The following is a 15520-nucleotide window of genomic DNA, read 5'->3' as shown; positions in this document are numbered from 1 at the left end:
TTGTGGGGCCGGATCATTAGAGTTCGAAAAAGGGTGGGCATGATACCCGCTCTCGGTGACCGGATAAAGATGGATTTGGATAAAATCTGAACAGCTGCGACGTTATGCCCGACAGTTTGCACGGTCGGGCAGGCACGCCAGGCGCTATTCGGGGGAGCGGAAGCTCAGGCTGTAATTGACTGCCTTGGGCCCTGGATCGAGGATGTCCAGGGCGATGTGGATCGGCACCTGGCTGGGCATTTCACCCTTGCCGGCCAGTTCACCGCTGAGGTACTCGGCGGGTTTGAAGCGCCGGCTGGCGATCAACTGGCCGTTGAGGTCGGCAAAGCGCAGTTCCAGCAGCGGGAACGGCTGGGTGAACGGTGCACGGTTGTAGATGATCGCGTCGACGATCAGTGCGCCGTTGAAATCCGGGTGGCTGCGCACCACCAGGTTGCTGCTCTTGATCCGGGCAATATCGACGCGCGAAGGAACCTCGCAGCCCAACTGCGGGCAGATCTGCTGAAACCAGGGGCGGTACTGGTCCTGGCGGGCCAGTTCGTCAAAGTGATACCAGATGTACTGGCCCGCCAGCGCGGCGGCGGCCAGCAGCACCAGGAAAATCCATAGCAGGCGTTTGCCCCAGTGGGTCTTGGGCTTTTGCCAGTCCAGCTGCAGCGGGTCGTCGACCAGGTCAAGCAGCGGCTCCTTGCGTGCCGCGCGCCCGGTGACCGGGCCCAAGCCAGGCTCGTGGCGCTCGTCCAGAGGGCTGTGCGGGGTGTCGAGGTCGTCGTCCGGGTCTTTTGCCGACAGGCGTTCGCCAGCTGGCTCGTCCAGGTCGCTCACTATCGGCTGGTGATGGTGCAGCGTGTCGTCGTCGAGATCGTCATCGAGGGCATCCGGGTCCAGGGACAGCGACGGTTCGGTGCGCTCGCCCGGCGCCGGCGCAAGGTCCAGCGGCGCCTGTTCGATCAGCGGCGGCTGCGGTTCCTCGAGCGCCTCGAACGGCGTGTCACGCTCGCTGGCCGGGGTGCTGAACAGGCTGTCGGGCCAGTGCTGGTCGTCGTTGTCCGGCTCGTCGCGGTGGGCGCTGAGGCTGTCTTCACGCGGGGCGCTGGCCTTGAATTCGGTGACCGGCTGGATTTCACGCTGTTCCAGACGCGCCAGCTCCTGGTCCAGGTCGAGCTGGTCGAGGTCCAGCTCGGTGCTGCTCCAGGCGTGCTGACTGGCCGGCGTCAGCGGTTCCGCCGCGGGCGGCTCAGTGCTCGTTGGCTCGGCAGCAGGCTGCTGCGCCGCACTTTGCTCCAACAGCTGCTTGGCGGCGTTGAACACCTGCAGGCAGGCGCCGCAACGCACTACGCCGCGCGCCACGCTCAACTGATTGTGGCTGACGCGAAAGCTGGTCTGGCAATGCGGGCACTGAGTGACGAAACTGTCGGTCATGCGGCGGTCCGGGTTATACAGATAGTTATTCTAGGCGCAGTTAACGGCGGCGACCACTGATGCGTACCCAGCCGTCACGAACGCTGATCGGGTCCAGATCGAAGTCCTTGGCGTAGGCCGCGGCGACCTCTTCGCCCTGTTCGGCGAGGATCCCCGACAGTGCCAGAAGGCCACCCGGACGCACCAGCCCGGACAGTTGCGGGGCCAGCGAGACCAGCGGTCCGGCGAGGATGTTGGCCACCAGCACATCGGCCTGCATGGCCGGCATGTGCTCGGGCAGGTACAGGGCAAATTTATCGTCGGCGATGCCATTGCGTCCGGCGTTGTCGCGGGACGCTTCCAGGGCCTGCACGTCAATATCGGTACCGACCGCTTCACGGGCGCCGAGCAGCAGGGCGGCAATCGCCAGAATCCCCGAGCCGCAGCCGAAGTCGAGCACTTGCGTGTTGTTCAGGTCCTGACCGTCGAGCCATTCCAGGCACAGCGCGGTGGTCGGGTGGGTGCCGGTGCCGAACGCCAGGCCCGGGTCGAGCAGCAGGTTGACCGCGTCAGGCTCCGGGGCGGCATGCCAGCTTGGCACGATCCACAGGCGCTGACCGAAACGCATCGGCTGGAAGTTGTCCATCCAGCTGCGTTCCCAGTCCTGGTCTTCGATGACTTCGGCCTGGTGTTCCGGCAGTGCGGCGCCGGTCAGCAGCTGAAGGTGAGCGAACACCGCAGCGGCGTCGGTATCGGCTTCGAACAAGGCCAGCAGGTGGGTGTTTGACCACAGCGGGGTGGTGTTGAGGTCCGGTTCGAAAATCGGCTGATCTTCGGCATCCATGAAGGTGACCGAAACCGCGCCGACTTCGAGCAGGGCGTCTTCATAGGTTTCGGCTTGTTCCGGGCTGATGGCCAGACGTACTTGCAGCCAAGGCATGGCGGGCACCTTTGGAAAAATCTACAGGGGCAGCCCAAGGCTGCGAGAAGCCCGCCAGTTTACTTGAGTGCGAGGGTTTTGTGGAAACCACAGGGACAGGCACAAAAAAAGACCCCGGCCAATGGCCGGGGTCTTTTTCACATCACTTGCCGAATCACTCCTGGCTAGCCAGTTTGTGTTCCAGATAGTGAATGTTGACGCCACCTTTGCAGAAACCTTCATCACGCACCAGGTCGCGGTGCAGCGGGATGTTGGTCTTGATACCGTCGACGACGATTTCGTCCAGGGCATTGCGCATGCGTGCCATGGCTTCGTCACGGTCTTTGCCGTAGGTGATCAGCTTGCCGATCAGCGAGTCGTAGTTCGGCGGTACCGCATAGCCACTGTACAGGTGCGAATCGACGCGAACGCCGTTGCCGCCCGGGGCGTGGAAATGCTTGACAGTGCCTGGGCTCGGGATGAACTTCTTCGGGTCTTCGGCGTTGATCCGGCACTCCAGCGAGTGACCACGAATCACCACGTCATCCTGAGTGAACGACAGCTTGTTGCCAGCGGCGATGCTGAGCATCTCCTTGACGATGTCGATACCGGTGACCATCTCCGAAACCGGGTGCTCCACCTGAACACGGGTGTTCATTTCGATGAAGTAGAAACGGCCGTTTTCGTAGAGGAACTCGAAGGTGCCGGCGCCACGGTAGCCAATCTCGATGCAGGCATCGACACAGCGCTTGAACACTTCCTGGCGGGCTTTTTCATCAATCCCGGGTGCCGGAGCTTCTTCCAGTACCTTCTGGTGGCGGCGCTGCAACGAGCAGTCGCGGTCACCCAGATGCACGGCATTGCCCTGGCCGTCGGACAGTACCTGAACTTCCACGTGACGCGGGTTGGTCAGGAACTTCTCGAGGTAGACCATCGGGTTGCCGAACGCGGCGCCGGCTTCAGTGCGGGTCAGCTTGGCCGAGGAGATCAGGTCCTCTTCCTTGTGCACAACGCGCATGCCACGACCACCACCGCCACCGGCGGCCTTGATGATCACCGGGTAACCTACTTCGCGGGCGATCGCCAGGGCGGTTTCTTCATCTTCCGGCAGCGGACCGTCAGAGCCCGGCACGGTGGGTACGCCGGTCTTGATCATCGCGTCCTTGGCCGAAACCTTGTCGCCCATCAGGCGAATGGTGTCGGCTTTCGGGCCGATGAAGGCGAAACCGGAGTTCTCCACTTGTTCAGCAAAGTCGGCGTTTTCCGCAAGGAAGCCGTAGCCTGGGTGGATGGCGGTAGCGCCGGTCACTTCTGCTGCAGCGATGATTGCCGGAATGTGCAGGTAGGAGTCTTTGGAGGACGCCGGGCCGATGCACACCGACTCGTCTGCCAGGCCCAGGTGCATCAGTTCGCGGTCAGCCGTGGAGTGCACGGCGACGGTCTTGATGCCCAGCTCTTTGCAGGCACGCAGGATCCGCAGGGCAATTTCCCCACGGTTGGCGATCAGGACTTTTTCCAGCTTCGCAGACATCGTTGGCTCTCCGCGGTTCAAACGATGGTGAACAGCGGCTGGTCGAACTCAACCGGCTGACCGTCTTCTACCAGGATGGATTCGATCACACCGCTGGCTTCAGCTTCGATGTGGTTCATCATCTTCATGGCTTCGACGATGCACAGGGTGTCGCCTTTCTTCACGGTCTGGCCGACTTCAACGAAGGCTGGCGAGCTAGGCGAGGCTTTGCGGTAGAAGGTGCCGACCATTGGCGAACGGGCAACGGTGCCGTTCAGTTTTGGCGCGGCTGGCGCTTCGGCAGCAGCCGGTGCGGCGGCAACTGGAGCGGCAACTGGAGCAGCGGCGGCAACCGGAGCCGGCGCGTAGTACTGTTGGGCCGGGGTCTTGCTGTGACGGCTGATCCGTACGGATTCCTCGCCTTCCTTGATCTCCAGCTCGTCGATGCCAGACTCTTCCAGCAGTTCGATCAGTTTCTTGACTTTACGGATATCCATTAATCATCAACTCCCAAGGTTCGGTCAGGGGCGTAAATTTAAAAACGTGTTAGCAAACGTTTCTTGTGAGCCCCGGCCTACAGGCCAGGTTCTCGTCATTCAGGGCTTTGCGTTAGCAGCCAGGTGTTCCAGGGCAGACTCCAGGGCCAGGCGGTAACCGCTGGCGCCCAGGCCGCAGATCACTCCTACAGCGACATCGGAAAAGTAGGAGTGATGGCGAAAAGGTTCACGCTTGTGCACGTTGGACAGGTGCACTTCGATGAATGGGATGCTCACTGCCAGCAATGCGTCACGTAATGCGACACTTGTGTGCGTGAAAGCCGCCGGATTGATCAGGATGAAGTCGACGCCTTCGCCGCGCGCGGCGTGGATACGGTCGATCAATTCATACTCGGCATTGCTTTGCAGGTATTGCAGGTGATGGCCGGCGGCACGGGCGCGCTGCTCAAGATCCTGGTTGATCTGGGCCAGGGTAATCGCGCCGTAAACGCCCGGTTCGCGGGTGCCGAGCAGGTTCAGGTTGGGGCCGTGCAGCACCAGTAGCGTTGCCATCTGTGGTTCCTTTTATCGTTAGGCACAAACGTTGCGCGGCGACTATGCCGTAAACCGGCGGGCAGTGTCCAGTTCCCCGCAATAGCCAGCACGATGACCGAGATTCACGCCAAATATGTGACTAATTTATTAAATTCAGTCATGGGTGATGGCTTTTTAGCGGCCAGAAGAAGTTATAGACCCAGATCGGCGCGAATGCGCGTCAGATGCTCGGCAAATTCGCCGGCGTTTGTCTCACCTACCACGCGAGCGCTGGTTTTTTCGCTGCCGTTCGCGGCAAAGAACAACAGCGCTGGCGGACCGAACAGCTGGTAGCGGTCGAGCAGGGCGCGCTGCTCGGCGTTGCTTTCGGTGATATCGAAGCGCAGCAGCTTGTAGCCCTCAAGCTGACGCTGGACCGCAGGGGCGCTCAGCACTTCGTGCTCGATGACTTTGCAACTGATGCACCAGTCGGCGTACCAGTCCAGTAGCACGGGCTGTCCATCGGCTTTGGCCTGAGCCAGGGCGTTGTCGAGCGCGGCGGGGGTGGTCACGGTCTGCCAGGTGCTTTCGGATTTGACCTGGGTGTTGCCTGCGCCGCTGGAGACGGCGGCCTGAGGCAGCGGACGCAACGGGTCGGTCTGGCCACTCAGTGCGCCATACCAGCAGGCCAGGGCGTAGACCAGCAGCAACAGGCCGAGCAATTGCGCCAGGCGCTGCAGGGTGGTTTTTACGGTGAATTCCAGGGCGCCGAGGAACACCGCCACGCCGGCACTCAACAGGCCCACCAGCAGCAAGGTGAGCTGACCGGGCAACACCCGGCTGAGCAGGCCGATGGCCAGGCCCAGCAGCAGTACGCCAATGGCATTCTTCACCGTCACCAGCCAGGGGCCGCTTTTCGGCAGCCAGGCCGCTCCACCAGTGGCCACCAGCAGCAAGGGGGCGCCCATGCCCAGGCCCAGGGCAAAGAGTTTCAATGCCCCGCCCACGGCGTCACCACTGGCGCTGATATACAGCAACGCACCGGCCAGCGGCGCCGACACGCAGGGCGATACCAGCAAGCTCGAGAACACCCCGAGAATCGCTGCGCCGAGCAGTGAGCCGCCTTTGGTCCGACCGACCAGGCGCTCCAGGCGCTGGCTGATGGCGTGGGGCAGCTTCAGTTCGAACAGGCCGAACATGGCCAGGGCGAACAACACGAAAAACAGCGAGAACGGCACCAGCACCCAGGCCGACTGCAGACGTGCCTGCAGGTTCATGCCGGCGCCGAACAGGCCCATCAGGGCACCGAGCAGGGCGAAGCAGGCGGCCATCGGCAGTACGTAGGCCAGCGACAGGCTGAAACCGCGCAGGCCCCCGACCTGGCCGCGCAGGACCACACCGGAGAGGATCGGCAGCATCGGCAGTACGCAAGGGGTGAAGGTCAGGCCGACACCGGCGAGAAAGAACAGCAGTAGCTCTTTCCAGGTCCAGGCCTTTGCCGTTACTCCCGGAGCGTTGGCAGCCGATGCGTCAGCGCTGCCTTCAATACTCAGGCGCTCGGTTTCCGGCGGGTAGCACAGGCCTTTATCGGCGCAGCCCTGGTAACCCACCAGCAGGGTGAAGGCGCGCGCGTCATTGGCCGGGCGCGGGATATCGATATCGAGGATGCCGTGGTAGACCTCGACGTCGCCGAAGAACTCGTCGTGCTTGGCTTCGCCGGGCGGGATTTGCGCAGTACCCAGGGCGATGTCGGCAGGTTCGGTACGGAAATGGAAGCGATGGCGGTACAGGTAATAGCCGTCAGCGGCGACGAAACGCAGCTTGATGGTTTGCGCGTCGCTTTGAACCACGCTGAGCTTGAAGGCTTCGTGCACCGGCAGGAAGTCGGCGCTGTTGTTCAGCGACGGTGCGCCCAGGGTGGCGCTGGGGCGGTTGTCGAGCAGGCCGGCGCCGGCGGCGGGCAGGGCCAGAAGCAGGAAAATCAGGCAAAGCAGGCGGCGCATGGCGGTCTCGCTGTACAGAATTGGCAGCATGATAACCCAATCGCGGGGCAAGCCCGCTCCCACCGCTCCTGGCCTGGCTCAATCAAGCGATGGCCCGGTGGGAGCGGGCTTGCCCCGCGATAGCCATTACAGCCGGAACGTGCGCACCGCCGTATTCAACTCGCCCCCCAGCCTGAGCAACTGTTCACCTTGCTCACGGCCTTCACCGATACGTTGCAAGTTGTCTTCCCCCAGATCATGAATCCGCTCGCTGTGGTCGCGAATCTCGCTCACCGCGCCGCTCTGCTGTGCCGTGACATCGGCAATGCGTACCGCCGTCGCCGAGATGGTCTGGATCGCCGCGACGATTTCATCCAGCGCACCGTCGGCGGCCTGAGCCTTGTCAGCGGTTGTTTCGGCATGTTCGAGCTGGGCGCGCATGCCCTCTACCGATTCTCGCGCGGCTTGTTGCAGACGGCCGATCAAGGTCTGGATCTCGCCAGTAGCCCCCGTGGTGCGCTGGGCCAGCGAGCGCACTTCTTCGGCCACTACGGCAAAGCCGCGGCCCATCTCCCCGGCGCGTGCCGCTTCAATCGCAGCGTTCAGGGCCAGCAGGTTGGTCTGCTCGGCAATCGAGCGAATGACGGTCAGCACACCACCGATGGTGGCCGACTCTTCGGCCAGTTGTTCGATCATCTGGGCATTGCCTTGCACTTCATCGACCAGCGCGCGCAAGCCGGTCAGGCTCTGGCCGATCACCGCCTGGCCTTGTTCTACCGCGCGCCCGGCATCGCGGCTGGCGTCGGCCGCCTGACTGGCATCGCCGGCGACCTGCAGGATGGTCGCTTCCAGTTCGCCTAGCGCGTCGCGGATCTGCGCGGTATCGCCGGCCTGGCGCTCGGCACCCGCATGCAGGGCACTGCTCATGCCGGCCAGGGCATGACTGCTGCCCGCCACCTGTTCAGCATTGCTGCGGATGGTCCCGACCAGTTCCACCAGGTACAGGCGCAGGCGGTTGAGCGAATCCTGGATGTCATGCATTTCACGGTTGCTTTTGCCCAGGGCAATCGCCTGGCCGAAGTCACCTTCGGTCCAGCGTGAAAGCGCTGGCGCGAGGTTGGTCAGCACCCGAGCCAGGCGCCGTTGCAAGGTGTCGATGAGCACGGCGATCAACAGGATCAGGCCAATCATCACGCCCTGGATCAGCCGCACCTCGCCCTGGATCGTGGCGTGCTGACTGCGCACCAGCGGTTCGAGGGCGGCCATCGCCTGTTGCACCGCGTCGATCTGCTGGTGAGTGCGGTTGGCCAGCTCGCTGCGGCGCTGGATCTGTTCGCGGGTGCGTTGCAGTTCGCCAGGGTAGCGCTTGAGCAGGCTGTTCAGTTCCCGTTTGAGGGCGACGCCGGTGTCTTCGCTTTCGCCGGTGCTTTGCGTTTCCAGGCCCATCAGCGCGGCAAAGTCGTCGGCATTCGATTCACGCGCGGCGGTGACGCCGAGCAGCGGCAGTTCATCGAGCGCCTGAGCCTGGGCAAGCATTTGTTGCAGCTCACGCTCGACCTCGTCCGCCAGTTCGCTGCGACCACTGCTGACCAGCTTGTCGCGGGCCAGCGACAGCCGCGAGAGGTGCAGTGCGGCGCGCAACAACGGCGCGGTATAGCGCCCGGCATCGCCGCTGGTGCTGTTCTGGGCGTAGCTGGCCAGTTGGTCGAGGCTTGCGCCCAGCTCGCGTTCAGCCTGAAGCAACAAGGCTTGCGGGTCGCCGGCCAGTTTGCCGGCCGCCAACAGCTCGTTGCCGGCAAAGCCTTGCAGGCTGTCCAGACTCGGGCGCAGGGAGGCGGACAGCGCCGCGGGCAGTTGCTTGAGCTCCTCCTGCAGGGCGCTGGTGGCCTGCACCGCAGTGGCGTGGCGCAAGGCGTCGCCGCTGTTGAGGTAGTCGAGGATGTTGCGCGCCGCCTGGTTCTGGAACTGCTGCGACAGCGACAGGTAGCGCTCCATGATCTGGTAGGGGCGTTCCAGCGCACGCTGCGACCACCACAGGGTGGCGCCCAGGGCGATACAGACGGTGACCAGCAACAGGGTGTTGAAATTGGTGAGCAGCTTCAGGCGCATGTCCGGGGTCTACCAACGGCCGAATGGTAAGCCCCTGAAGTTATTGCGTTTTTGTGACCGGGTTATGACGAAGTCAGGCGTTTGGGCAAATAAAGTGGCACTTTGCCTTGATTAGTCGACGCGCTGTACCCGGTTGCGTCCAGCACCTTTGGCGCGGTACAGGGCTTCGTCGGCGGCGGTGGCCATGCTCAGGGCGTCGAGCTCATCGCTCAGTTGCACCACTCCAGCGCTGAAGGTGCAGGACAGATCCCGCGGTTGCGCCGGGTAGTGGATCTCGGCAAAACGCCGGCGGATTTCATCCAGCACTTTATGCGCTGCCGTCAGGTCGGTGTTGGGCATGACGATGGCGAACTCTTCACCGCCGTAGCGGCCGATGAAGTCGGTCTTGCGCAGGCGCTGCTTGAGAAACAGCGCCAGGCTCTTGATTACCCGGTCGCCCATGGGGTGACCATGGCTGTCATTGACCTTCTTGAAGTGGTCGATGTCGAGCATGGCAAAGCTCAGCGGCTGTGCTTCGCGGCGGGCGCGGAAGCTGCAGTCTTCGAGCAGTTGCAGGATATGGGTGTGGTTATACAGCCCGGTCAGGCTGTCACGGACCATCCGCGCCTTGAGATTGCGCGCACGTGCGGCACGGTTGCGCACCGTGGTGATCAGGTGGCGCGAGCGGATCGGCTTGGTCAGGAAGTCATCGCCGCCTTCACTCATGGCGTCGAGCTGCTTGTCCAGGTCGTCCTCGGCGGACAGGTAAATGATCGGCACGCTGACGTAGCGGTCATTGTGACGAATCACCTTGGCCAGCTCGGTACCGGTGCAGTCGGGCATGTACATGTCGAGGATGATCAGGTCGGGCTGGAAGTCGGCCAGCTCGGCCATGGTGCGGATCGGCTCGATCAGGGTCCGGGTGACGATGCCGGCACTGTTGAGCAGGCGCTCGGTGTGCATGGCCTGGGCCCGCGAGTCGTCGATGATCAGCACCCTGAAGGGTTCGTACTGGGTGACGCTGGTCAACAGCTCGACTTTTTCCAGCAGGCTGGACGCTTCCAGGGTGCCGGTCAGAAACTCCTGACCACCGGCGCGCACGGCCGCCAGACGCGTGGGCGTGTCGGTTTCATGCAGGCTGAAGAACAGCAACGGCACCCGTTGCTCCAGGCCTTGCTGGGCCTGGGCCGCCAGTTGCAGGCCGACACCGCTGCCGCTGAAGTCGACATCCATGACGATCGCCGATGGCAGCCGCTCGCTCATCGAGGCACGAAACGCATCGGCGCTGTACAAGGCTTGTACACCGAGGCCGAAGAACTCCAGTTGCTGGGCCAGGCGCTCGGCGCGGTCATGGTCCTGGAGCATGATGTAGACCGGTTTGCGCAACGGCGGCAACGGCACCTGTTCGAGCTGGTCGCCCTGGCGCAGGCCGGTGCGCGACAGGCGCTGCATCAGCCGGTTGAGTTCGCTGATCAGATGACTGCTCAAGCGCGCGCTGTTGGCCTCGACGGCCTCCAGGGTGTGGCCGATGGCCTCGGCCAGTTCGCTGTGCTCAGGTTGTTCGAAACGCGCGGCGTAGCGCTGTAGACGCAGGTTGGCTTCGCACAGTTCGCCCAGATCGCCAGTCGACCACTCGCTGCGCTGCAGGCGCTGCCAGATCTCGAGTATCTGCCGAGCCTGGTGAATCACCCGCTGGGCAAAATGTTGCTTGAGGCGTTCACGGTTGGGGTCTTCTGGCTCGGTCATGTCCTGACTACTTATATGGGGTGAGGCAGTTCGAGTGATGGCTCTATGCTAGCACCACTTACTGGACAATCGAGTGCCTTGTATCAATTATCTGTACAGGTTTGTTATTCATTTGCTGACTCGATAGTCGCTTATGCGAACCGACCCGCTTGATTTATAGTGCAGCGATACTTGCCGACCCCGGCAGGCGGCGCACCGTGGAAATTCCGCAGCGCGCTGGCACGAAGCCCGGGGGTTGCGGTCGAACCCCTTGAACCGACGTGACAGAAAGGACAACGCCATGCTGGACTGGAAAAACCGTACAGGCAAAGCCGAAGCGCGCGAGCGGGTCGAGCCCCGCAGTGCCGCCACCCGCAGCTATTTCGGCGGCCTGTTCTTCAGCCGTGCCCTGGGCACGCTGATTGGCCTGTACCTGCTGGTGTGCATTGGCCTGGGTTGGTACTGGAGCGCCGAGCCGGACCTGTTCCCGGTCCAGCAAAATGCCCAGGCTGCCGCCGAAATGACCGGCCAGCAGATGGTTGTTGGCTACACCACCGTAGAAACCCTCAAGACCGTTGCCGGCACCTTGCTGCACAAACCCGGCGGCTACATTTCCAACGACCGCTTCCCGCCTGGCCTGTGGATGGACAACATGCCCAGCTGGGAATACGGCGTGCTGGTCCAGGTTCGCGACCTGAGCCGGGCGCTGCGCAAGGACTTCGCCCGCTCGCAGTCGCAGTCCGCTGAAGACGCCGACCTGGCCAAGGCCGAGCCGCGCTTCAACTTTGACAACAAGAGCTGGATCCTGCCGTCGAGCGAGTCGGAGTTCCAGGAAGGCATCAATTCCCTGAGCCGCTACCAGAAGCGTCTGGCCTCGGCGGATCAGCAAGGTGCGCTGTTCTACACCCGTGCCGACAACCTCAACAACTGGCTGGGTGACGTCGCCACCCGCCTGGGTTCGTTGTCGCAGCGCCTGTCGGCCAGCGTGGGCCGGGTCAAGCTCAACAGCACCCTGAAGACCGAGTCGGTGGTTGCCGGCCAGGCGCCGCAGCTCGATGAAGAAGTGGTCGAAACCCCGTGGCTGCAGATCGACAACGTCTTCTATGAAGCCCGTGGTCAGGCCTGGGCACTGTCGCACCTGCTGCGCGCCATCGAAGTGGACTTCGCCGACGTTCTGGCGAAGAAGAACGCCACGGTCAGCGTGCGGCAGATCATTCGCGAGCTGGAGGCCTCTCAGGAGCCGCTGTGGAGCCCGATGGTGCTCAATGGCAGCGGCTTCGGCATGTGGGCCAACCACTCGCTGGTCATGGCCAACTACATCTCCCGCGCCAACGCGGCGGTGATCGACCTGCGCCAACTGTTGTCGCAAGGCTGATCGGTGGCCATTTCCAGACAAGAGGCGGCGCACCGCGCTGCCTCCGATGCCGAACTGATCGCCTGGGTCGACGAGCAGGATCGGCTGCTGGGGGCACTGCCTCGCGCCGAATTGCGTGAAAAGGGCCTGATCGGGCGCGGCACTTACATTCTGTTGTTCAACTCGGCCGGTGAGTTGTGCGTGCACCGGCGCACCGAGAGCAAGGCGATTTACCCGGGGTACTGGGATGTCGCTGCCGGTGGCATGGTCCAGGCCGACGAAAGCTTTGCCGAGTCGGCTGCCCGCGAACTGGAAGAAGAGTTGGGCGTGACCGGGGTCGAGCTGACCGCCCACGAACGCTTTTTCTTCGACCAGCCCGGCAACCGCCTCTGGTGCGCGGTGTTTTCAGCGGTCTGGGACGGGCCTTTGCGCCTGCAGCCCGAAGAGGTCAGCGAAGCGCGGTTTCTGCCGCTCGAACAGGCCCTGGCCGACAGTCGGCAACAGCCGTATTGCCCCGATTCCCTGGCCGCTTTGCAGCGCTATATCGACCGTCGGGCCTGAAGTCGCGAATCCTGTGCAAATTGGCGCAGTTTTGGACTTAGCATCCGCGGCATTTATCGTTACACTGCGCGGCCTTTCAAGGCTGCCGTACCCTGGGTACGGCAGTTGCGCTGCCCCTGCCAGAGTGGGGCTTCGCGGTCGGTACCCTGCCCGGGGCGTCGACCAGTTTTTGTCCTCACCGTACGAGGATCAAAAGTGGCCAAAAAAGCCGCATCATTTGCCGCCCTCGGTGGCCTGGTGTTCTCCACTGATGCAGGTCGGCATTGTCCGGACTGCAGCAAACCCATAGATGCCTGCATCTGCAAACAGACGCTCATCCCCGAAGGCGATGGCATTGCTCGCGTGCGCCGCGAAAGCAAAGGCCGTGGCGGCAAGACGGTGACGACCATCAGCGGTGTACCGCTGCCCCTGGAACAGCTCAAGGATCTGGCCAGCACGCTCAAGCGCCGCTGCGGAACCGGCGGCGCGTTGAAAGACGGGGTCATCGAAATCCAGGGCGATCATGTCGAGCTGTTGTTGGCAGAGCTGATCAAACAAGGCTTCAAAGCGAAAAAGTCCGGCGGTTGAATACCGCATCGCGATTTTTTGCCGTTCGCTTTCTAAACTCGTTCCCGTAGGAAGGGTCTATCCCTGAACACGGAAAATCGTCATTTCCAGGTTTTACACTGCGCCCGCCGACCGTGGGCCGGTGTTTTTCGACTTTCTATATAGGGGACTTCAATGTCCGTACGACGCACACGCAAAGATGATGGCAGCCAATGGACAGTTGCGGACAGCCGCAGTGTTTACGGGATTCGCCATTGGGGGGCCGGTTACTTCGCAATCAACGAGGCCGGCCGCGTCGAAGTCCGCCCCAACGGGCCTGGCAGCGCACCGATCGATCTGTACGAACAGGTCGACGAGCTGCGCAAGAGCGGCCTGTCGCTGCCGCTGCTGGTGCGTTTCCCAGACATCCTGCAAGACCGCGTGCGCCAGCTGACCGGTGCGTTCGACGCCAACATCGCACGCCTGGAGTACCAGAGCCAGTACACCGCGTTGTACCCGATCAAGGTCAACCAGCAGGAAGCGGTGGTGGAAAACATCATCGCCACCCAGAACGTGTCCATCGGCCTTGAGGCCGGTTCCAAGCCGGAACTGCTGGCGGTACTGGCGCTGGCACCGAAGGGCGGCACCATCGTCTGCAACGGTTACAAGGACCGTGAGTTCATTCGTCTGGCACTGATGGGCCAGAAGCTCGGCCACAACGTCTTCATCGTCATCGAGAAAGAGTCGGAAGTGGCCCTGGTGATCGAAGAAGCGGCCGAGCTCAAGGTCAAGCCGCAGGTCGGTCTGCGCGTGCGCCTGTCGTCGCTGGCGTCGAGCAAATGGGCCGATACCGGTGGCGAGAAGTCCAAGTTCGGCTTGTCGGCTGCGCAACTGATCTCGGTGGTCCAGCGTTTCCGCGACGCCGGCCTCGATCAGGGCATCCGCCTGCTGCACTTCCACATGGGTTCGCAGATCGCCAACCTGGCCGACTACCAGCACGGTTTCAAGGAAGCGATCCGTTACTACGGCGAGCTGCGCGCCCTGAACCTGCCGGTCGATCACATCGACGTCGGTGGCGGCCTGGGTGTCGACTACGACGGTACCCACTCGCGCAACGCCAGCTCGATCAACTACGACATGGACGATTACGCCGGTGTCGTGGTCGGCATGCTCAAAGAGTTCTGCGATGCCCAGGGCCTGCCGCATCCGCACATCTTCTCCGAGAGCGGCCGCTCGCTAACCGCCCACCACGCCATGCTGGTGGTGCAGGTTACCGACGTCGAGAAGCACAACGACGAAGTGCCGGTGATCGACAACAAGGAAAGCCTGCCCGAGACCGTCCAGTGGCTGGCCGACCTGCTCGGTCCGACCGATATCGAGATGGTCACCGAGACTTACTGGCGTGCCACGCACTACATGAGCGACGTGGCCGCGCAGTACGCCGACGGCAAGATCACCCTGGCCGAGAAAGCCCTGGCCGAGCAGTGCTACTTCGCCGTCTGCCGGCGCCTGCACAACTCGCTCAAGGCGCGTCAGCGTTCGCACCGTCAGGTGCTGGACGAGCTCAACGACAAGCTCGCCGACAAGTACATCTGCAACTTCTCGGTGTTCCAGAGCCTGCCGGACACCTGGGCCATCGGCCAGGTCCTGCCGATCCTGCCGCTGCATCGCCTCGACGAAGAGCCGATGCGCCGTGCGGTGCTGCAGGACCTGACCTGCGACTCCGATGGCAAGATCAACCAGTACGTCGACGAGCAGAGCATCGAGACCAGCCTGCCGGTGCACGGCATCAACGAGGGTGAGGACTACCTGCTGGGGATTTTCCTGGTCGGTGCCTACCAGGAGATTCTCGGTGACATGCACAACCTGTTTGGTGACACCGACTCGGTGAACATCTACCAGAACCCCAACGGCACTGTGTACCACGCCGGTATCGAGACCCACGACACCATCGAAGACATGCTGCGCTACGTGCACCTGTCGCCGGAGGAGTTGATGACGCACTACCGCGACAAGTGCGCCAGCGCCAAGATCACCGCGCGTGAGAAGACCCAGTTCCTTGATGCCTTGCGTCTGGGGCTGACGCGTTCGTCTTACCTGTCGAGCTGATGCAATCGCGGGGCAAGCCCGCTCCCACCGGGGGTTGTGTGAACCTGGTGGGACCTGCTTTGAAAGCTCCCACTTCGGTGGGAGCAACTGTCTTGTAGGAGCGGACTGCCCGGTGGGAGCGGGCTTGCCCCGCGATGAGGCCCACATAGCCACATCATTTCCCCCAATCTCGGCTGATCAGAATGATCACAACGGTTGCCAGCCTCAAGGCTGCTCTCGTAGCGCTTGCGCGGCCAATTCCTCCTCACGCTTGGCGATGGCAGCTTCCAGCTCCGGGGAGCGCTTGGCCCACTGCTCGGGCGGCAGTGGTTTGGACCATTCGATAATGGCGGGATA

General features: G+C 62.8%; 12 protein-coding genes. 4 read left to right on the top strand and 8 right to left on the bottom strand.

All coding sequences use genetic code 11. The features are described from left to right. Positions 1–144: 144 nt before the first annotated feature. The 8 genes from NPS47_RS16570 to NPS47_RS16535 all read right to left on the bottom strand — a co-directional run bounded on the left by NPS47_RS16570 (position 145) and on the right by NPS47_RS16535 (position 10656). Positions 145–1422, bottom strand: a complete 1278-nt coding sequence (locus NPS47_RS16570) for a DUF3426 domain-containing protein (protein ID WP_274295917.1) — start codon at positions 1420–1422, stop codon at positions 145–147. 40 nt (positions 1423–1462) lie between these two features. Beyond that, entirely contained in the window at positions 1463–2341 is an 879-nt protein-coding gene (gene prmA, locus NPS47_RS16565; RefSeq protein WP_274295916.1) for a 50S ribosomal protein L11 methyltransferase, read from the bottom strand. A 154-nt stretch (positions 2342–2495) separates the two neighbouring features. After that, positions 2496–3851 (bottom strand): acetyl-CoA carboxylase biotin carboxylase subunit, encoded by a 1356-nt coding sequence (gene accC / locus NPS47_RS16560; protein WP_274295915.1) that lies wholly within the window; start codon positions 3849–3851, stop codon positions 2496–2498. 17 nt (positions 3852–3868) lie between these two features. Then, complete coding sequence (accB, locus tag NPS47_RS16555) at positions 3869–4327, bottom strand: acetyl-CoA carboxylase biotin carboxyl carrier protein (RefSeq protein ID WP_274295914.1); 459 nt, start codon at positions 4325–4327, stop codon at positions 3869–3871. 99 nt (positions 4328–4426) lie between these two features. Further along, positions 4427–4879: a type II 3-dehydroquinate dehydratase gene (aroQ, locus tag NPS47_RS16550; RefSeq protein ID WP_136478331.1), complete on the bottom strand. Its 453-nt coding sequence runs from the start codon at positions 4877–4879 to the stop codon at positions 4427–4429. A gap of 173 nt (positions 4880–5052) precedes the next feature. Beyond that, positions 5053–6843, bottom strand: a complete 1791-nt coding sequence (locus tag NPS47_RS16545; RefSeq protein ID WP_274295991.1) for a protein-disulfide reductase DsbD — start codon at positions 6841–6843, stop codon at positions 5053–5055. A gap of 126 nt (positions 6844–6969) precedes the next feature. Further along, positions 6970–7749 (bottom strand): methyl-accepting chemotaxis protein, encoded by a 780-nt coding sequence (locus tag NPS47_RS25775; protein WP_425313519.1) that lies wholly within the window; start codon positions 7747–7749, stop codon positions 6970–6972. A gap of 1293 nt (positions 7750–9042) precedes the next feature. Further along, on the bottom strand, positions 9043–10656 hold the full coding sequence (locus NPS47_RS16535; protein ID WP_274295912.1) for a response regulator: 1614 nt from the start codon (positions 10654–10656) through the stop codon (positions 9043–9045). A gap of 280 nt (positions 10657–10936) precedes the next feature. On the opposite strand from NPS47_RS16535, the gene NPS47_RS16530 reads away from it, so the two are divergent. From NPS47_RS16530 to speA, 4 genes are all read left to right on the top strand, one after another. Next, positions 10937–12010, top strand: a complete 1074-nt coding sequence (locus tag NPS47_RS16530) for a DUF2333 family protein (RefSeq protein WP_274295911.1) — start codon at positions 10937–10939, stop codon at positions 12008–12010. A gap of 3 nt (positions 12011–12013) precedes the next feature. Next, on the top strand, positions 12014–12550 hold the full coding sequence (locus NPS47_RS16525; RefSeq protein WP_274295910.1) for an NUDIX hydrolase: 537 nt from the start codon (positions 12014–12016) through the stop codon (positions 12548–12550). Positions 12551–12745: 195 nt separating this feature from the next. After that, positions 12746–13117 carry a translation initiation factor Sui1 gene (locus NPS47_RS16520; protein WP_010221702.1) on the top strand — a complete coding sequence of 124 codons (372 nt, stop codon included), beginning with the start codon at positions 12746–12748 and terminating at the stop codon, positions 13115–13117. 153 nt (positions 13118–13270) lie between these two features. Then, entirely contained in the window at positions 13271–15184 is a 1914-nt protein-coding gene (gene speA / locus NPS47_RS16515; protein ID WP_274295909.1) for an arginine decarboxylase, read from the top strand. The last annotated feature ends 336 nt before the right edge of the window (positions 15185–15520 follow it).

The sequence above is a fragment of the Pseudomonas putida genome, from assembly GCF_028682475.1.
Lineage (GTDB): Bacteria > Pseudomonadota > Gammaproteobacteria > Pseudomonadales > Pseudomonadaceae > Aquipseudomonas > Aquipseudomonas putida_AG.
This window is presented reverse-complemented; position numbering and strand designations above follow the sequence as displayed.